This window comes from Kribbella sp. CWNU-51, from assembly GCF_054073265.1.
Window position 1 is genome coordinate 21990 of the sequence record NZ_JBSXMZ010000061.1, and the last position, 16207, is coordinate 38196.

21 protein-coding genes and 1 pseudogene are annotated in these 16207 nt (G+C 66.6%); 14 read left to right on the forward strand and 8 right to left on the reverse strand.

Annotated elements, in window-relative coordinates; genetic code table 11:
* Positions 1–876, reverse strand: coding sequence for a helix-turn-helix transcriptional regulator (locus tag ACXC9Q_RS41670; protein ID WP_457062554.1), 876 nt, complete (start codon positions 874–876; stop codon positions 1–3).
* Between the two features lie 140 nt (positions 877–1016).
* On the opposite strand from ACXC9Q_RS41670, the gene ACXC9Q_RS41675 reads away from it, so the two are divergent.
* The 3 genes from ACXC9Q_RS41675 to ACXC9Q_RS41685 are packed head-to-tail and all read left to right on the forward strand — an operon-like array spanning position 1017 to position 3938.
* The gene (locus tag ACXC9Q_RS41675) at positions 1017–2036 is read left to right on the forward strand and encodes a zinc-dependent alcohol dehydrogenase family protein (protein WP_457062556.1); all 1020 of its coding nucleotides are present in this window, start codon (positions 1017–1019) and stop codon (positions 2034–2036) included.
* Positions 2037–2070: 34 nt separating this feature from the next.
* On the forward strand, positions 2071–2628 hold the full coding sequence (locus tag ACXC9Q_RS41680; protein ID WP_457062557.1) for a cyclophilin-like fold protein: 558 nt from the start codon (positions 2071–2073) through the stop codon (positions 2626–2628).
* Between the two features lie 23 nt (positions 2629–2651).
* The gene (locus ACXC9Q_RS41685) at positions 2652–3938 is read left to right on the forward strand and encodes a multidrug effflux MFS transporter (protein WP_457062559.1); all 1287 of its coding nucleotides are present in this window, start codon (positions 2652–2654) and stop codon (positions 3936–3938) included.
* 5 nt (positions 3939–3943) lie between these two features.
* Here ACXC9Q_RS41685 and ACXC9Q_RS41690 read toward each other — a convergent pair whose 3' ends face one another.
* From ACXC9Q_RS41690 to ACXC9Q_RS41700, 3 genes are all read right to left on the reverse strand, one after another.
* The gene (locus ACXC9Q_RS41690; protein WP_457062561.1) at positions 3944–4117 is read right to left on the reverse strand and encodes an ANTAR domain-containing protein; all 174 of its coding nucleotides are present in this window, start codon (positions 4115–4117) and stop codon (positions 3944–3946) included.
* Between the two features lie 89 nt (positions 4118–4206).
* Positions 4207–4551 carry a helix-turn-helix domain-containing protein gene (locus ACXC9Q_RS41695; protein WP_457062562.1) on the reverse strand — a complete coding sequence of 115 codons (345 nt, stop codon included), beginning with the start codon at positions 4549–4551 and terminating at the stop codon, positions 4207–4209.
* Between the two features lie 713 nt (positions 4552–5264).
* Positions 5265–5426 (reverse strand): hypothetical protein, encoded by a 162-nt coding sequence (locus ACXC9Q_RS41700; protein WP_457062563.1) that lies wholly within the window; start codon positions 5424–5426, stop codon positions 5265–5267.
* Positions 5427–5599: 173 nt separating this feature from the next.
* Here ACXC9Q_RS41700 and ACXC9Q_RS41705 point away from each other — a divergent pair.
* Positions 5600–6157: pseudogene (locus tag ACXC9Q_RS41705) on the forward strand (ATP-dependent DNA ligase); the annotation flags it as partial.
* Between the two features lie 292 nt (positions 6158–6449).
* Here ACXC9Q_RS41705 and ACXC9Q_RS41710 read toward each other — a convergent pair.
* Positions 6450–7265 (reverse strand): oxidoreductase, encoded by an 816-nt coding sequence (locus tag ACXC9Q_RS41710; protein ID WP_457062565.1) that lies wholly within the window; start codon positions 7263–7265, stop codon positions 6450–6452.
* A gap of 348 nt (positions 7266–7613) precedes the next feature.
* Between ACXC9Q_RS41710 and ACXC9Q_RS41715 the strand changes: the two genes are divergently transcribed.
* The 5 genes from ACXC9Q_RS41715 to ACXC9Q_RS41735 all read left to right on the forward strand — a co-directional run bounded on the left by ACXC9Q_RS41715 (position 7614) and on the right by ACXC9Q_RS41735 (position 11795).
* Complete coding sequence (locus ACXC9Q_RS41715) at positions 7614–8609, forward strand: NADP-dependent oxidoreductase (RefSeq protein ID WP_457062567.1); 996 nt, start codon at positions 7614–7616, stop codon at positions 8607–8609.
* A 43-nt stretch (positions 8610–8652) separates the two neighbouring features.
* Positions 8653–9519 carry an alpha/beta fold hydrolase gene (locus tag ACXC9Q_RS41720; protein WP_457062569.1) on the forward strand — a complete coding sequence of 289 codons (867 nt, stop codon included), beginning with the start codon at positions 8653–8655 and terminating at the stop codon, positions 9517–9519.
* Positions 9520–9555: 36 nt separating this feature from the next.
* Positions 9556–10347 carry a hypothetical protein gene (locus ACXC9Q_RS41725; RefSeq protein WP_457062570.1) on the forward strand — a complete coding sequence of 264 codons (792 nt, stop codon included), beginning with the start codon at positions 9556–9558 and terminating at the stop codon, positions 10345–10347.
* Positions 10348–10413: 66 nt separating this feature from the next.
* Complete coding sequence (locus ACXC9Q_RS41730) at positions 10414–11148, forward strand: SDR family oxidoreductase (RefSeq protein WP_457062571.1); 735 nt, start codon at positions 10414–10416, stop codon at positions 11146–11148.
* 44 nt (positions 11149–11192) lie between these two features.
* Positions 11193–11795: a TetR/AcrR family transcriptional regulator gene (locus ACXC9Q_RS41735; protein WP_457062573.1), complete on the forward strand. Its 603-nt coding sequence runs from the start codon at positions 11193–11195 to the stop codon at positions 11793–11795.
* Between the two features lie 154 nt (positions 11796–11949).
* Here the strand turns inward: ACXC9Q_RS41735 and ACXC9Q_RS41740 are convergent, their stop codons facing one another.
* The 3 genes from ACXC9Q_RS41740 to ACXC9Q_RS41750 all read right to left on the reverse strand — a co-directional run bounded on the left by ACXC9Q_RS41740 (position 11950) and on the right by ACXC9Q_RS41750 (position 13814).
* Positions 11950–12375: a hypothetical protein gene (locus tag ACXC9Q_RS41740; RefSeq protein WP_457062574.1), complete on the reverse strand. Its 426-nt coding sequence runs from the start codon at positions 12373–12375 to the stop codon at positions 11950–11952.
* Positions 12376–12642: 267 nt separating this feature from the next.
* On the reverse strand, positions 12643–13233 hold the full coding sequence (locus ACXC9Q_RS41745) for a dihydrofolate reductase family protein (protein WP_457062576.1): 591 nt from the start codon (positions 13231–13233) through the stop codon (positions 12643–12645).
* A gap of 41 nt (positions 13234–13274) precedes the next feature.
* The gene (locus ACXC9Q_RS41750) at positions 13275–13814 is read right to left on the reverse strand and encodes a dihydrofolate reductase family protein (protein ID WP_457062578.1); all 540 of its coding nucleotides are present in this window, start codon (positions 13812–13814) and stop codon (positions 13275–13277) included.
* A gap of 416 nt (positions 13815–14230) precedes the next feature.
* Here ACXC9Q_RS41750 and ACXC9Q_RS41755 point away from each other — a divergent pair, with 416 nt between their 5' ends.
* The 5 genes from ACXC9Q_RS41755 (at position 14231) to ACXC9Q_RS41775 (ending at position 15844) form a co-directional block, all read left to right on the forward strand.
* A complete protein-coding gene (locus tag ACXC9Q_RS41755) occupies positions 14231–14494 on the forward strand; it encodes an ATP-binding protein (protein ID WP_457062579.1) in 264 nt (87 codons plus the stop codon).
* Positions 14495–14619: 125 nt separating this feature from the next.
* Positions 14620–14955, forward strand: a complete 336-nt coding sequence (locus ACXC9Q_RS41760) for a YciI family protein (protein ID WP_457062581.1) — start codon at positions 14620–14622, stop codon at positions 14953–14955.
* Positions 14956–15000: 45 nt separating this feature from the next.
* A complete protein-coding gene (locus ACXC9Q_RS41765) occupies positions 15001–15399 on the forward strand; it encodes a VOC family protein (protein ID WP_457062583.1) in 399 nt (132 codons plus the stop codon).
* 112 nt (positions 15400–15511) lie between these two features.
* A complete protein-coding gene (locus tag ACXC9Q_RS41770) occupies positions 15512–15688 on the forward strand; it encodes an Lsr2 dimerization domain-containing protein (protein ID WP_457062584.1) in 177 nt (58 codons plus the stop codon).
* A 3-nt stretch (positions 15689–15691) separates the two neighbouring features.
* Complete coding sequence (locus tag ACXC9Q_RS41775; protein ID WP_457062592.1) at positions 15692–15844, forward strand: Lsr2 family DNA-binding protein; 153 nt, start codon at positions 15692–15694, stop codon at positions 15842–15844.
* Positions 15845–16207: the final 363 nt, after the last annotated feature.

A 16207-nucleotide genomic window follows, 5' to 3' on the forward strand; every position in this document is an offset into this window, starting at 1 on the left:
TTAGCTGTTTGCTGTCGGGGTTTGTGCCGGTGCTGCCCACGAGGCGAGCAGTTGGAGTCGTTCTGCGGATGGTGAGCCGGGTTCGGCGGTGTAGACCAGGAGCACCAGCCCCGGCTCGGCCGTGACGGCGAGTTCTTCGTAGACGAGCGTGAGTTCGCCGACGTCGGGGTGGTTGAACCGCTTGGTGCCGGTGCCGTGGATGCGGACGTTGTGGTCGGCCCAGAGGCGGCGGAAGATCTCGCTGCGGGTGGAGAGCTCGCCGACGAGGTCCTGGAGTCCGCGGTCGTGCGGGTCACGGCCGGCTTCGGCGCGCATGATGCCGACGCACATCTGGGCGAACAGGTCCCAGTCGGGATAGAAGTCCCGGGAGGCGGGATCGAGGAACTGGAAGCGGGCGAGGTTCGGTGTGCGTCCGCTGTCGCCGATGACCGGCGAGTAGAAGGCGCGGCCCAGGGAGTTCGTGGCGAGCAGGTTCTGGTGCGGGTCGCGGACGAACGCGACGCCGTCTTTGATCGCGTCCAGCGCCCATTGCAGGCTGAGCCGCGACGCTGCCTTGCCTGCTGTCCGGCGGCGGGGACGGCCCGAGGTCGGGATGCCGTCAGCGGCACGGGCGAGGTCGAACAGGTGAGCCCGTTCGGTCTCATCCAGTTGAAGCGCTCGCGCGAGCGCTTCCAGTACGCCGGCGGAGGCGCCGGCGATCTGGCCGCGTTCCAGGCGGGCGTAGTACTCGACGCTGAGACCGGCGATCGTTGCGACCTCGCTGCGGCGAAGACCCGGCACCCGCCGGGCGTCGGTAGTGGGAAGCCCTGCCTGGTCCGGAGTGATGCGGGCGCGGCGAGTCGTGAGGAACTCGCGTACCTCCTGACGGTTGTCCACAACCACGACAGTAGTCGGCGCGCAGGCTTCGCGGACCGAGGAAGGGTGCCCTGTCAGTACACCCATCGACAGGGACTTCTCCGGCCCTCCCAGGCCCGGTTGACTTGGGAGTTGAGACAGCCGCGAACAAGGAGTAGGTAATGCGCCAGGTAATGATGCACGGACCCGGGAACGTTCAGGTCGAGGACCGCGAAGATCCGAAGATCCTCGTGCCGACCGACGCGATCATCCGCTTGTCGGCGACCTGCATCTGCGGCAGCGACCTGTGGCCCTACCGCGGCACCGAGCCCGTCGACCACCAGGTCATGGGCCATGAGTACGTCGGCGTCGTCGAGGAGATCGGCGACGAGGTACGCACCATCAAGGTCGGCGACTTCGTCGTCGGCTCGTTCTGGGCCTCCGACAACACCTGTGAGATCTGCCAGGCCGGCTATCAGGCCTACTGCGTGCAGAGCGTCCTGATGGGGACCATCGGCACCCAGTCTGAACGGGCCCGCATCCCGCTGGCCGACGGCACTCTCGTCGCCACCCCGGGAATGCCCGATGGCGACCTGATCCCGTCGCTGATGGCGGCCTCCGACGTGCTCGGCACGGGCTGGTTCGCGGCTGTCGCTGCCGAGGCGGGTCCGGGTAAGACGGTCGCGGTCGTCGGTGACGGTGCTGTGGGCCTGTTGGGCATCCTGGCCGCCAAGCAGCTTGGCGCCGAGCGGATCGTCGCGTTCAGCCGCCACGCCGATCGCCAGGCCCTGGCCAAGGAGTTCGGCGCCACCGACATCGTCGAGGAACGCGGCGACGACGGCGTTGCCCGGGTCAAGGAGCTCACCGGCGGGCTCGGAGCCCACTCGGTGATCGAGGCGGTCGGCACGCAGGAGGCGATGATGCAGGCCATCCACTCCACCCGGCCGGGCGGCCACGTCGGATTCGTCGGCGTCTCTCACGACGTCGCGATCCCCGGTGACGACCTGTTCATGGCCGGCGTCCACATCCACGGCGGCCCCGCCCCGGTCCGGCAGTACCTGCCCGACCTGATCCAGCTCATCTGGGACCGCAAGATCAACCCTGGCAAGGTCTTCGACCTGACCCTGCCCCTGGACCGGGCCGCCGAGGGTTACCGAGCCATGGACCAGCGGACCGCTACCAAGGTCCTGCTCACCGTCTGATCCAACCGAACCAAGCCTGCCACGAGAAGGATCGATGAGGGGCTTTCGCTCTACCGCCGTCGCGGTATTGGCCTCGGCCGTCGTGTTGACGGTGGCTGCCTGCGGAACCGGCGCAACCACCGGCGACGCCGGTCGGCCCGCGACCCCGACCAGCACCGGGCCGGTCGACCCGCCGGCTGAATCGCCGTCCGAGGAAGAGCGATCCACCCTGCCCGGCACGGGCAGCACCGAAGGGGACGGGATGAGAGTTCAGATCACGATCGGTGAGCAGCACTTCCAGGCCACACTCGACGACAGCGCGGCCAGCCGCGATCTGGCCGCGCGCCTGCCGCTCACCGTCGAGATGAGCGACCACGGCGGCGTGGAGAAGACAGGTCGTCTGCCGTCACCGCTGTCCCTGGACGGTCAGCCGGCCGGCGCCGACCCCGATGTCGGCGACGTCGGCTACTACGCCCCCGGCAACGATCTCGTTCTCTACTACGGCGACCAGTCCGACTACGACGGCATCGTCGTCCTGGGCCGCATGCACGACGACGCCGCCGAGCGCATCGCGGCCATGGACGGCTCCATCACCGTCCAGCTCCAGCGATGACACCACCCGCAACCTGAAGAGGCATGATGCAACAGGCCCCATTGCCCCCGGACGTCACCAGGCCGACGCCACCGCTGCTGAAAGCACGCCGCCAGGCTCAACTGACCGCCGGGCTGGTCGCGACCGTGGTGTTCTTGACCGCGATCGCACCGCTGGCCACCGACATGTACGTCCCGGCCTTCCCGCAGGTCGCCGGCGACCTGTCCAGCACCGCGACGCAAGTCCAGTTGACCTTGACAACGTTCTTCGTCGGCATGGCGCTCGGCCAGCTGATCGGCGGCCCGGTCTCGGACCAACGCGGCCGGCGGATCCCGCTGCTCGCGGCACTGCTGACCATGACCGCGGCCTCGATCGTCTGCGCGCTCGCGCCGACCATCGCGGTAATGACGGTGGCCAGGCTCGGCCAAGGATTCACCGGCGGCTGGGCAATGGTGATCGGCCGGGCGATCATCGTCGACCTGGCCACCGGCGTACGGCTGGTCCGGGTACTGAACGTCATCGCCGCAGTCGGCGGCATCGCCCCCATCGTCGGCCCGCTCGTCGGCGGACTCATCCTGCAACTGTCCCACTGGCGGGTCTCGTTCTGGCTCGTCGCGGCGCTCGGTCTTGCGATGACGTTGGCGGCCCTGGTCGCCGTGCCCGAATCACTCCCGCCCGAGCGCCGTCACGCCGGCGGGCTAGGCAACTTCCTCGCCACCGGGCGCGTCGTCCTGGCCAACCGGGAGTACGTCGGCTACCTGGTGGTCGCCGGCGCCGCGATGGGCGCGCTGTTCGCCTACGTCGCCACATCCGCGTTCGTCCTGCAATCCATGAACGGGCTCTCACCGATCGCGTACTCCATCGACTTCGCGGCCAACGCCACCGGGATGACCGTTGCCGCGCTGATCGCGGCCCGGCTCGCTGGACGGGTCTCCACCCGCAAGCTCATCCTGAGCGGCCAGATCGCTGCTCTGGCCGCAGGAATTGCCATGCTGGCCGGCGCCCTGTGGCTCGGCACACCACTGCCCCTCGCGCTCGTGTGCTTCTTCGTCCTGATGACCGCACAAGGCCTCATGATCCCCAACGGCGGCGCCCTCGCCTCCGCCGCCGTCCCCGAACACCCCGGCACCGGATCCGCCGTGCAGGGATTCGTCCAATGGGTCGCCGCCGGAACCATCGCGCCGATCGCCGGACTCGGCGGCGAACACACCGCCGTACCCATGGCCACCCTCATCACCGCCGGCGCCGCCGTCTCCATGATCGGACTCCTCGTCCTGGCCAAGCCGAAGCCCACAAAGACGGCCAGCAGCCGGGGCAGGCCAACGGAGTAGCCCTTCTACGCCAGCGGCCAGCGCAGAAGGATCACCCACTCAGCGGACTCGACCAGGGACAGGTCGTCGGCCCGAGCGAGGTCGGCCAGCAACTGAGCGGCTTCGGCCGGAGTCATGCGATGGCGCTCCACGAGAATGCCTTCGGCGATAGCGATCGTGGTCCGAGCGTCCTCATCCATCGGGCAAACTTCCTTGGGCGAAGGCGGTTCAGTCCGCAGAGCCTCGCCCCCTGGGGGCTGTCAAGCCAGCGGACCCTCTTCGTCGGTCGCTATGTCTGTTCCCGTCGCTGCTCGTTGATACGTAGGGCTTCGGCGAGCTGGTCTTCCAAGATGATGATCCGGCAGGCGGCGTCGAGGGCGGTGCCCTGGTCGACGAGTTCACGGGCCCGGGCCGCCAGGCGCAGCTGGTAGCGGGAGTAGCGGCGGTGTCCGCCCTCGGAGCGTTGCGGGGTGATCAGTTTCGCCTCGTCTAGGCTCCGCAGGAATCCCGGCGTGGTGCCGAGCATCTCCGCGGCTCGCCCCATCGTGTAGGCGGGGTAGTCCTCGTCGTCGAAATTGGCCGGTCCGGCCGGGGCTGAATTCATCGGGTTCTCCGTGTGCAGATCTGGGGTCATCGAACCTCCATGCCGAAGGGCCCCGGTGCCGAAGCACCGGGGCCCAAGGGGTAGTTGGATTGTCACCATCTACCGGCCGTATGGCCGGCCTTGCATGTCCGCAGCGCGCCACGTGAAGGCTGTCGCTGCGGGGATCGCTGGATGCGTAACCGAAGACCACCTTCCCATCTGATGGAACTACGGCACCCGCCTGGCGAGGTACTGGCACTGGCGGGCGATCCGACGGTGTAATCCCTTCCCTTCTCTCTCGAACAACAACTACTGGTATTTCAACTGCAACTACAAACAGCTACTGCGAGTACGGACCTGCGAACTACTTGATGCAACTACGACTACGAACTGCTACTTCAACTGTGAACTGCCACTTCGATCCGTCAAGCCTGGAGCCCTTCTCAACCGCTGGCTCCAGCAACTCTGACCAGATCCTGGCGTGAAACCCGAGCCCCTTCACTGATCGGCCCGGCGGAGTCCGCCGTCGTACCTACTGCACAACCTTTGGACAGATCGGTAGCTGTCCACGTCAGCTTCGCTGTTCTTCTCTGTCAACACGAAGAACATTACACACACCACATCCCAATGTCTAATCCCGCCACTACAGATATTGAGCATGTTTCTGGTGAGCTTTGCGGGCCACCACCGGCATCCACCTCGTCTGGTGCGACACCGCCCAGTCCTGCGTCCGACGGATGTGGACACCCTGCCCACCAACTGAGTCAGCGATCGGGGCGCCACGGCGGCGTGGTCGTCTTCAACTCGTGCTCGGCTTCGGCACGGCGCTGGCGCAGATGCTTGAGGGAGTCCTCCAGCGCGGCGACCTCACCGAGCCAGGCCCGGTCCTGCGCCTCGGCGAGGCGTTCGGTCGCGTTGACCGTCATCTCCTCGATGCGCGGGAGTTGGGTAGGGTCGACTCGCAGGAAGCGGCACTTCACGCAAGCGTGTTCGTGGACGCAGCGGGTGCCATAGGGACAGTGGCAATCGCCTAGGGCGACCTGGCGGAACACGAAGTGATTCTCGAACTCGGCCCACTCCTCGCCGGTCGCGGTCCGCAGTCCACCGCCTGCCCGCCTCGTTTGCCGGGTTCGACCTGCTCGCCGCCGGTGGGATTGATCTGCGTACCCAGCGCTGGACGGTACGCCGGCAGCGCCTCGAGCAACTGGCGCAGCGGTGGGTCCCGCCGCTGCAACTGACTCCCGTGACGGCCGATCTCGACGAAGCCACCGAATGGTTCGAGATGCTTCCCGCCGCGATGGGCGTCGAGGGACTGGTCGCGAAAGGTGCAGCCACCCGCTACACGCCGGGTCGCCGCGATGCCTGGGTGAAGGTGAATTCTGTTGGGATGCGCGGTGTTCGGTTCAGCTTCGATGCATGGATGTGCCTGGTCAGCGTATTGCCTCGAACTGGTTCGTGGTGCGCGACAGGTGTCGCGGATGGCCGTACGGTTGTTCCGCTGGGATCGTTCGGCAACCGATCCGCTGGTGGCCGGGTATGGCGTCAGGCGCTTGCCGAGGGCAACGAGCTCGCCGGGGCAGTCGAGGACGTGCCCGGAGTGCGCGCGGTGTGCGGCGGAGCCAGGTACGAACCGAAGTGGGACGGCTATCTCCACTGAACAAGTTAAGGGCGGCCGCCGAGCCAGCGCTTCGTCAGGGTCGCTGGTTCGTGGGGAGCAGTCCGAGTTTGGGTGAGCCCGGCAACTACATCGAGGGACAGACGGGCGAGCAGTACGGGCTGTGCGTACCGTAGTGTCGCCAGCCGGCAACGAGGGACCGCAGCCGGGCACGATCCCGACGCTCGGCACGGCTCGGCGCCCTGACGGTCGCCTCCCGTGCGGGACGACGACCGCGGGTGCCGGGTTCGTCAGCGCCGGGTCCGCGCCGTGTCCGGCTGCTTGAAGGTGAGCGTCAGCTCGGCATGCGGTTGAATCTGCGGATGATGCGGTCGAAGATCCGGGCCGGAACGACGCGGTGTAGCGCGCTGACGGTTGCGGCCGTCGAGCCGGCGGTGCGCCGCAGTTTCGGGTTGTGATCGGTGGCCGCCGCAACGATTACCTTGGCGACGACGGCGGGGTCGTCGCCGCTGCTCGTGTTTTTCGCCAGCACCTCCTCGTAGTTGCGCCGTCCCGACTCGTAGAGCGGCAGTGGGGTGTCGGCCTGCACGCTGTGGGCTCCGAATGGGGTGTTGATCGGGCCGGGCTCGACGAGCAGGATCCGGACGCCGTAGTCGCGGACCTCGTGGTCCAGTGACCCGGAGTAGCCCTCGACCGCGTGCTTGGTCGAGACGTAGAGGGCCATGAACGGGCTGGGGACGAACCCGCTGAGGGAGGAGACGTTGATGATGCGCCCGCGCCGTTGAGCGCGCATGTGTGGCAGGACCGCCTTGGTCATCCGCATGACGCCGTAGACGTTGATGTCGAAGATGTCTTGTGTCTGGGCGATGGAGAACTCTTCGGCGGCGCCGGTGGCGCCGACGCCGGCGTTGTTGACCAGGACGTCGATGTGCCCGAACCGGTCGATGACCTGCTTGACCACCGTGGCGACCGATTCGTCGTTGGTCACGTCGAGGTCGAGGTAGGTCACCCCGGCGGGTGCGGTGGATCGCGCGGTGTTGCGGCCGGTCCCGATCACCTGGAAACCCGCGGTGGCGAGTGCGATCGCCGTCGCCTTGCCGATACCTGAGGAAGCGCCTGTTACGAGCGCGACCTGCCGAGCTGCTGTCATCACGGGCTCCTGAGGTTAGATGCCGTTTCGGCATAGGGAAGGACCTTCCGACCTTCCACGTTAGTGACTGTACTCATAACTGAGGCTAGTCATAGCCTATTCCGGAGGATGTCTCGGCGCCATTGCGTCGCGCCCCGTTCGCGCCGCGCTGCGCCAAACAGTTGCCGGCTGCGGCCACGATCCCGCACGACCTGTCCCGCTTAGCCCGCTCGCGGCGTGCCGGTGTTCCGGTTGCCCTCTTGACAAGATTTATGAGTATGCTCATTATTGAGGATGCTCGGTTTTGGTGTGCTGGACGAGACCTGAGCAAGCCAACAGAACAGCGTCAGACCCAGAAGGAAAGTCATCATGCGAGCGTTTGTCGTCAGCAAGTACAAGGGGCCTCTGCAGGAAGCGGATGTCCCCGAGCCTTTGGTGGGCGAGCACGACGTGCTCGTCCATGTCCAGGCCGCCGGGCTCAATGTGCTCGACGAGAAGATCCGGTCGGGGGCGTTCAAGTCGTTCCTGCGGTACGAGTTGCCGCAGGTCATGGGCAACGATGCCGCCGGGACCGTGATCGGCGTCGGCGCCAAGGTGCGGGGGTTCGCGCTCGGTGACCAGGTGTATGCCCGGCCCGACAAGGACCGCATCGGAACCTTCGCGGAGCGCATAGCGATCGCCGAGGTCGATCTGGCTCTCACTCCGGCGACGATCACCATCGAGGAGGCGGCCTCGCTGCCGCTGGTGGCCCTGACCGCATGGCAGGCGCTGGTCGAGAAGGGCAACGTGCGGCCGGGCCAGCGGGTCCTGATCCACGCCGGCGCCGGTGGCGTCGGGAGTGTCGCGATCCAGCTCGCCAAGCACCTCGGCGCCACCGTCGCCACGACGGTCAGCGCGGCCAACGTCGACTTCGTCCGGACGCTCGGCGCCGACAGCGTGATCGACTATCGCAACCAGGACTTCGGACAGCTCCTGGACGGGTACGACCTGGTGCTGGACAGCCTCGGCGGGACGAACCTCGAGAAGTCCCTGCGGGTGTTGCGTCCTGGTGGCAAGGCGGTCGGCATTGCCGGACCGCCCGACCCTGCGTTCGCCGCAGAGGCCGGAATGAACCCGGTATTGCGCCTCGTGATCGCGGCGCTCAGCCGCAAGATCCGCGGGCAGGCGAAGAAGCTCGGTGTGACGTACGAGTTCCTCTTCATGCGCGCCAGCGGCGACCAGCTCCGCCAGATCAGTGCCCTCGTCGACAGCGGCGTGCTGCGTCCCGTCGTCGGACGCGTCTTCGACTTCGACCAGACCGTGGACGCGGTGCAGTCGCTCGGCAAGGGCGGCATCCGCGGCAAGGCCGTCATCACCCGGGCCTGAAAGCCCTTCTCACCAATCGCAAGACCAGAAACAGGAGAGCATCATGACTAAGACCGAGACCTCGAACGAACCCGTCATCACCTCATACGCGCAAGCCCCGGCCCGCACCATCACCGCCGGCGGCGTCACCTACGCCTACCGGGAGCTCGGACCGAAGGGCGGTATCCCCGTCGTCTTCTTCGTGCACCTCGCCGCGACCCTGGACAACTGGGACCCGCGGATCGTCGACCCGATCGCCGCCGGGCGCCACGTCATCACGTTCGACAACCGCGGCGTCGGGGCCTCGACCGGCAGCGTTCCCGGCAGCGTCGAGGAAATGGCCGACGACGCCTACACCTTCATCAAGGCCCTCGGGTTCGACAAGATCGACATCTTCTCCTTCTCGCTGGGCGGCATGATCGCCCAGGACCTCGTGGTCAAGCACCCCGAGCTCGTCCGCAAGCTCGTCCTGACCGGCACCGGGCCCAGAGGCGGCAAGGACATCGACAAGGTCGTCGGCGTCACCTACTGGGACATCCTGCGGGCGACGTTGACGCGGCAGGACCCGAAGGAGTTCCTGTTCTTCAACCGCAACGCCACCGGCAAGCCCGCCGCTCGCGCATTCGTGCAGCGACTGCAGGAGCGCACCGTCGACCGCGACGCCGACATCAAGGTGCGCGCGTTCCAGACCCAGCTGAAGGCGATCCAGAAGTTCGGGCGGTCGGCCCCGGCCGATCTGTCGAAGCTCACGCAGCCCACCCTGATTGCGAACGGTGACAACGACCGGATGGTGCCCTCGGTCCTGTCCGAGGACATGCACCGCCGCATCAAGGGCTCGGAGCTGGTCATCTACCCCGACTCCGGGCACGGCGGCATCTTCCAGTTCCACCAGAAGTTCGCTCCGATCGCGGTCGAGTTCCTCGCCGGCTGAGCGCTCCGACCGACCGAACGAATGCAGGCAATGAACATGGCTACGAAGGATGCCTACGCGAAGAAGCCCTTCGTCTCATCGATCCCGCTGTGGATGCGCACCGACCAACCACGGCAGACGGGCACGGACTACTGGAAGGGTCCGCACTCCAAGATCATCTCCGCCACGCCCGGCTTCGAGGAATACCGCCAGATCCACCTGGCCGAGCACAACCCTGGGCTGTGGCCCGCGACCCGCGGCGTCGAGACCGCGATCCCGGACGACCGCAGGATCGACGGAGTCGCTGAGGTGACGTTCGGCTCCGTCCTGTCCCCGCTGCTGGGCCGCAAGCAGACCAGGCTGGCGTCCCAGGACGAGGTGAACGTCTTCCGGCGCACCCTGCTCTACGCCGGCCCGCCGAACTCGGCGCGCTGGTACGCCGTCGCCGGGCCCGGCGAGAAGGCCGGTGCCCGGGCCCTGCTCTACCTGCGGCGAAGAGACGGAGTCCGCACCCGTGCGTTCCGCAAGCACGTCAACGAACTCGCCCGAACGCTCGCCGGCACGGGCGCGCTGAGGGAACTGAGGACCCAGGTCTTCATGCCCTGGAACGAGAAGCTCTGGGACACCCCGAACGTCGCGCACGACAACCCTGCCGACCAGCGGTTCCACGCCTCCCTCCTCCTGGGCTTCGCGGACCCGGCCGCGCGGGCAGCCTTCTTCAAGGGCCCCGAGGTCGCGAGCCTGTCAGACACGTTGGCTCCGTTTGCCTCCGCCATCCACGCCTACGACGTCACCGACGCACTGACCTACGTGAAAGACGGCAAGGAGCTCGCGCACTACCAGCGATAACGGCATCGCCCGCCCTGCGGCTGGTGATCCACCAACAGACGATTCACCAACAGAAAGAACATGAACATGCCTTCCCTTGATGGAGCAGTCATCCTGGTCACCGGAGCAAACGGCGGCATCGGAACCCACTTCGTGCACCAGGCTCTCGCCCGCGGCGCCGCGAAGGTCTACGCCACAGCCCGCACACCCCGCACCTGGGACGACGAACGCGTCGTCCCTCTCACCCTCGACGTCACCGACGGCGAGTCGATCGCCGCCGCCGTGGCTGCCGCGCCCGATGTCACGGCCCTCATCAACAACGCGGGCGCGATCCCGCCGAGCGCGAGCCTGCTGGAGGTCACGGAGGCGGACATCCGGGAAAACATGGAGATCAACTTCTTCGGCCCCGTCCTCCTCGCACGAGCGTTCGCGCCGGTCCTGGCCGCCAACCCGCGGTCGATCCTCGTCGACGTGCACTCCGTCGCCAGCTGGAACGGCTTCGGCGGCGCCTACAGCGCCACCAAAGCAGCACTCTGGTCCGCCACCAACTCGCTGCGCCTGGAGCTCGCGCCCCGCGGCGTCCACGTGACCGGGGTGCACATGGGATACGTCGAAACCCGCATGGCCGCACATGCCGACGGGCCCAAGATGGCGCCGGCCGACCTCGTGACGAAGGTCTACGACGCCGTCGAGGCCGACGAGTACGAAGTCATCGGCGACGAGCTGACCGCACAAGTCAAGGCAGCCCTCAGCGGCACGATCGAGGCGCTCTACCCAGAGCTCCGCCACACCAGTACACCCCTGGCCGCCGTGGAAGAATGAGCGCCGGCAGATCCGAGCCCACTCAGCAACGAAGGGCGGCAGCCATGCCCCTCACCTCCAAGTCGCCCGGTCGGCGCGAGCGGAACAAGCAGGACAAGCTCGACCGCATCACCGCAGCCGCCAGTGAGCTCTTCGCCGAGCGCGGCGTCGACGAGGTCACCACCCAGGAGATCGCCGACAAGGCCGATATCGGGGCGGGCACGCTGTTCCTCTACGCCAAGTCCAAGGGCGAGCTGCTCCTGCTCGTGCAGAACTCGACCTACGCCGACGCACTCGCACAGGGCAGGTCAGCGGCCGAGGGCATCACGGACACACTCGACGCCGTGATGGCGATCGTCCGCCCCGTCGTGGAGTGCAACCGCAAACAGGTCGACAACGGGCGGACCTACCTGCGGGAGATCGTCTTCGGCGACCCCGCCGAACCCCACCACCGAGACGCCCTAGACCTGACCGTGCAGACCGAGGAAGCGATCGCCGCCGTCCTGCGACGGGACGGGCGCTCCAACCCGCAGGACGCCGCGGCACGCGCGCACATCGTCTCCGCGATCATGTTCATCAGCATGGCCGCAACCATCAACGCCGCCAAACCAGTCGACGACGTCGTGCAGGAGATCCGGGACCAGGTGCAGGTACTCCTGCCCGAATGACGCCACCTCGGTTGTGGCGAACGGCTCGGCCAGCAGGCCTGTGACAGCGCGCTACGGAAGGTGGGCCGGTAGGCGAGCGGGGGACCGCCGATCGCAGCGTGCAGGTGTTCTCGCAGCGATGTGCCGCGTCGAGCAACTGCCGTGAGCTTCGGTCTCACTGTCGCGTGTTGAGCTGAGTCATGAGCTCACGATTGGCCGCTCGGGCCGCGGCGAGCTCTTCGCCGCGTTCTTCGAGCTGGCGACGCAGCTCAAGAAGTTGTTGATCGCGGTCGGTGAGTGCCTGCTGGAGGCTGCGGATGTCGTCGGGTGCTCCGAGGCCACTGTCGCGGAAGACGGCCTCGCCGAGGCTCTCCGAGAGCCGGCTTTCTAGGGCCCGGATGTGTTGCTGCAGCCGGGTGTTTTGTGCGCCGGTGTTGAGCAGGTCGGCGCGAAGAGACGCGACGCAAGTATGGCGTTTCCCGTTCCCAGCCTTGCCCAGCGCGGCAGACCTAGCGACGCCCGGGCACCGAACATTCAGCCCGAGCCTGTCAACCCCGGGCCGAGCGTGATGGTGTCCTTCTGCTTGTGGCAGCGTTCGCACTCTAGGTACTGCGCGCCGACCTCGGGGTTGCGCTTATGGACCCACCGGTGACACCGATCCTGCATAGGAATCTCCCCATGAGCAGATCCTCGTCTGCCGACGGATCCACCACAACCCTTGCACGCTTCACATGCCCAGCCGACTCACAGACGCGAGGCGGCAGAATCTCTGGTCAACGCCCTTAGCTGTCGGCTGCTCGTTGGGCGGGCTGCAGACCATCGACGAGCGACCAACGCACGGAGCAGTCGATGTGCGTGCTTGGGTCAGTCAGTGTTCGATGCGGTAGCGGATGTGCGTCGCGTGTGGTGAGTGGATGACCTCCACCGGCTTGAGCCCCGGGTCGTCGACCCCATCGAACAGGCGCTCGCCCTGGCCGAGTAGGACAGGGGAGATGTCGAGCATGAGTTCGTCGACCGCGCGTGCCGCCAGCGCCTGACGCACGGTCGAGGCGCCGCCGGAGATGTCGACGTTCCGGTCGCCGGCGGCGACCTTCGCTTGTTTGAGGGCTGCGTCGAAGCCGTCTGTGACGAAGTGGAAGGTTGTGCCGCCTTCCATCTCGATCGGTTTGTGCGCGTGGTGGGTGAGCACGAACACCGGCGCGTGGTAGGGCGGGTCCTCGCCCCACCAGCCGCGCCACTCCTCCGCGTCCCAGTCGCCGCGGATCGGCCCGAACATGTTGCGGCCCATGATGCAGGCGCCGCTCGGCGTCGCGAGCTCGTCGCGCGCGCCGATGTCGGCCTCGTGACCGGGCTCGTCGGCCTGCAGGTGCCACGCGTGGATCTGGGCGCCGTCCACGCCGATCGGGTCGTCGCGGCTTTGGTTCGGCCCGGCGACGAAGCCGTCGAGCGATATGGACATGTGACAGGTTGTGCGCGTCATGGAGGCCTCTTGGGATCGCGTCAGGCGTCGACGGAACGGTAGGTCAGGGAGACGACGCCGCTGGGGTAGACCTGCGTGTGGGTCAGCGTCAGGACGGCGTGGGTGGCGTCATCGAACAGCCGTGTCCCGGATCCGACGACGACTGGGTGCACGAACAGGCGCAGCTCATCGAGCAGGTCGGCCCGCATCAAGGACCGCACGACAGTGGCGCTGCCGTTCACCATGATGTTCTTTCCCGGCGCGGCCTTGAGGCCTGTGAGCGTCTCGGCGAGATCGCCTTCGATGACGCTGGTGTTCTGCCACTCCGGTGAGCGCAGCGTCGTCGAGACGACGTACTTGCGGGTGGTGTTCATCCATTCGGCATTCGGGACGTCGGTGCCGCGCTCGGGCCAGGACCCGGCAAAGATCTCGTAGGTGTGTCGCCCGAGCAGCAGCGCATCGGCCAGGGCGTACTCCGCTTCGATGGCGGCGAACATCTCGTCGTCGCTGTGCACCCACTTCTCTGGCGCCTCGACGACGCCGTCCAGCGTCGTGAACAACCAGGCATTGATGTTTCTCATGGGACCTCGTCCCTCAGCACATCGCGCCGAGTCGGCTGACCCGATTGGCGGTGCTTCTTCGGTGTTCCGGGAACTGTGTCCGGAAGACACTGTTTACTATAGGCGTGGGTGGACATGCTGGCAAGGGAGGAACGGGGTCGCCGCAGAGCTCGACGTGACCAAGATGGCGCTCTGCCGCCCGGCCCGGCAACGTTGGGTCTTGGCCATCGCGGTGGAAGAGGCTTGTGTCGTCCGCCTACCTGACTCGGCCCAGTGCGCCACCATCTCGGCGTTGGTCACGACCGCCCGGCTCAGCTGTTCCGCAAACGGTCGTTTGTGGAACAGCGGGGGCGTTCACGCCAACCCCGCCGGCGCCTCGGCATAGTTCCAGCATCGGCATAGGTCGGTCTATGCCGACGTCGTCATAGGTGGACGAGGTGGGCTACCTCCCGCTGGACCGGACCGAAGCCAACATGGTGTTCCAGCTCGTGTCCCGCCGCTACGAACGCGGCTCGATGATCATCACCTCGAACAAATCCTTCGCCGAATGGGGCGGCGTCCTGTGCGACGACGTCCTGGCCACCGCGATCCTCGACCGACTCCGACTCCTCGACCTCTGCGACGTCCTCTCGATCAACGGCCCCAGCTACCGGCTCAAGGACCGCCTCAACCTCGTCACCGGAGCTGAACCCATGCCATGATCACCACGCCGAGGCGACACGTCAGGTCGTACACCAACCGACATACGAGGTAGTGCGCCGGCACCGGTGTCCATCGGGGACATCGTGTCCCGACCTTGTTGGCACGCTCGAATCGAGGAGGCGTCATGCGTTACTTGTTGTTGATCTGCTTTGACGAGTCTGCGGCGGCGAACGCGCAGCCGGAGTTGACCGCCGACTCGCATGCCTGGGTCAAGACGATGAAGGCGCAGGGAATCCACTCCGTCGGCGGCCCCCTGGGACCGGCAACCGATGCACGGTCGGTGCGCGTGCGAGACGGCCAGGTCCTGCTCGAGGACGGGCCGTTCACCGAGACGTCGGAGCCGATCGGGGGTTTCGACCTGATCGAGTGCGCCGACCTGGATGAGGCGCTGGCAGTGGCCGCCCAGCATCCGGTCGCCAAGATGGGGACAGTCGAGGTGCGCCCACTCGGCGAGGAGTGAGAGCTCTACGCTCCGGAAATCCATTCGATCGGTGAGGAGCCAGAAATGGGACTAAGCGAACACAAGGTCGAGGTCGTCATTGCTGTGTCAGACCTCGTTCAGGCCCGGGCGTTCTACGAGGACCAGCTCGGTCTGCGACCCGGCCCGCGGCAAGACGCGAAGGACCAAGGGGTGCGCTATCCCTGCGCAGCCGGGACGGGGGTCTTCGTCTACCTCTCGCCACACAACGCAGGCAAGTCGTCGGCAACCCTGGCGGGCTGGTTCGTTGACGACCTCGACGAGACCATGGCCGAGCTCCTGTCGCGAGGAGTGACCTTCGAGCACTACGACCAGCCGGGGATCAGCACCGATGCACGCGGGGTGTTCGACGATGGTCGCCTCAAAGCCGCCTGGGTCAAAGACCCCGACGGGAACACCATTGCCCTCACCGAGCTGTCCACCTAGCTGCACGACTCATCCCCTGCTTGGCGTTGTGGCGGTTCAGAGCAATCCGCGGCTGGGATGTGTTGGTGAACGATGCTGTGCACTACCTGCACTGCTCCCGAGGAGGCAACCAGTGGCTCAGAGAGTGGAGATCCTGCTCACAGATGATCTCGACGGCACCGATCTCCCCGCCGGCAGGGGAGAGACCGTGACCTTTGCGCTCGACGGCAGCTCCTACGAGATCGACCTCGCCACCAAGAACGCCGCGGCGCTCCGAAAGGCGTTGGCTGTCTACATCGATGCGGCGTGACCGATCAGGACCAAGCGAGGCAAGAAGGTCACCCGCTCGACCGTCGGCGCGGATGCCCGCGCGGTGAAGGAGTGGGCTCGCGCCAACGGCTACGAGGTCAACGACCGCGGCCGAGTCCCGGCCGACATCAGAGAGGCCTTCGACGCTGCCAACTGACTCGATAGCCAGTCAGACAGCGTCGGGCGATCGTTGAATCAAGGTTGGGGCACCTCCGCGGACCTGGTCGCGTTCGTGGTGCCGTTCGTGGTGCGAAAGGTGGAGATCGATGGGGAAATCGGCGTGTGGTGCGGGAGGGCGTGTAAGGATTTGCGCTTGTAGAGACCCAATTCAAGGGTGTCGTTCTCCCTCGTAATGAGAAGGTCGTCGGTTCGATTCCGACAGGCGGCTCGAATTCGGCCTGCGCCTGAATCGATCAGGTCCATCGAGGCTTGACCGTGCGCTGACCGGTCTAGCCCCAATACCGTTCAGTTAGGCGTGAGGATGGTGTAGGTCGCGGCATGACCGGGTTGGGGCCGCGCC

What these genes read in the sequence shown, in the direction of transcription:
- ACXC9Q_RS41760 (WP_457062581.1), top strand. Translation starts at nt 14,620, where the DNA reads ATGCGTTACTTGTTGTTGATCTGCTTTGACGAGTCTGCGGCGGCGAAC.
- ACXC9Q_RS41685 (WP_457062559.1), top strand. Translation starts at nt 2,652, where the DNA reads ATGATGCAACAGGCCCCATTGCCCCCGGACGTCACCAGGCCGACGCCA.
- ACXC9Q_RS41700 (WP_457062563.1), bottom strand. Translation starts at nt 5,426, where the DNA reads ATGACGGTCAACGCGACCGAACGCCTCGCCGAGGCGCAGGACCGGGCC.
- ACXC9Q_RS41695 (WP_457062562.1), bottom strand. Translation starts at nt 4,551, where the DNA reads ATGACCCCAGATCTGCACACGGAGAACCCGATGAATTCAGCCCCGGCC.
- ACXC9Q_RS41735 (WP_457062573.1), top strand. Translation starts at nt 11,193, where the DNA reads ATGCCCCTCACCTCCAAGTCGCCCGGTCGGCGCGAGCGGAACAAGCAG.
- ACXC9Q_RS41725 (WP_457062570.1), top strand. Translation starts at nt 9,556, where the DNA reads ATGGCTACGAAGGATGCCTACGCGAAGAAGCCCTTCGTCTCATCGATC.
- ACXC9Q_RS41745 (WP_457062576.1), bottom strand. Translation starts at nt 13,233, where the DNA reads ATGTCCATATCGCTCGACGGCTTCGTCGCCGGGCCGAACCAAAGCCGC.
- ACXC9Q_RS41690 (WP_457062561.1), bottom strand. Translation starts at nt 4,117, where the DNA reads ATGGATGAGGACGCTCGGACCACGATCGCTATCGCCGAAGGCATTCTC.
- ACXC9Q_RS41680 (WP_457062557.1), top strand. Translation starts at nt 2,071, where the DNA reads ATGAGGGGCTTTCGCTCTACCGCCGTCGCGGTATTGGCCTCGGCCGTC.
- ACXC9Q_RS41675 (WP_457062556.1), top strand. Translation starts at nt 1,017, where the DNA reads ATGCGCCAGGTAATGATGCACGGACCCGGGAACGTTCAGGTCGAGGAC.
- ACXC9Q_RS41765 (WP_457062583.1), top strand. Translation starts at nt 15,001, where the DNA reads ATGGGACTAAGCGAACACAAGGTCGAGGTCGTCATTGCTGTGTCAGAC.
- ACXC9Q_RS41720 (WP_457062569.1), top strand. Translation starts at nt 8,653, where the DNA reads ATGACTAAGACCGAGACCTCGAACGAACCCGTCATCACCTCATACGCG.
- ACXC9Q_RS41730 (WP_457062571.1), top strand. Translation starts at nt 10,414, where the DNA reads ATGCCTTCCCTTGATGGAGCAGTCATCCTGGTCACCGGAGCAAACGGC.
- ACXC9Q_RS41715 (WP_457062567.1), top strand. Translation starts at nt 7,614, where the DNA reads ATGCGAGCGTTTGTCGTCAGCAAGTACAAGGGGCCTCTGCAGGAAGCG.
- ACXC9Q_RS41750 (WP_457062578.1), bottom strand. Translation starts at nt 13,814, where the DNA reads ATGAGAAACATCAATGCCTGGTTGTTCACGACGCTGGACGGCGTCGTC.
- ACXC9Q_RS41710 (WP_457062565.1), bottom strand. Translation starts at nt 7,265, where the DNA reads ATGACAGCAGCTCGGCAGGTCGCGCTCGTAACAGGCGCTTCCTCAGGT.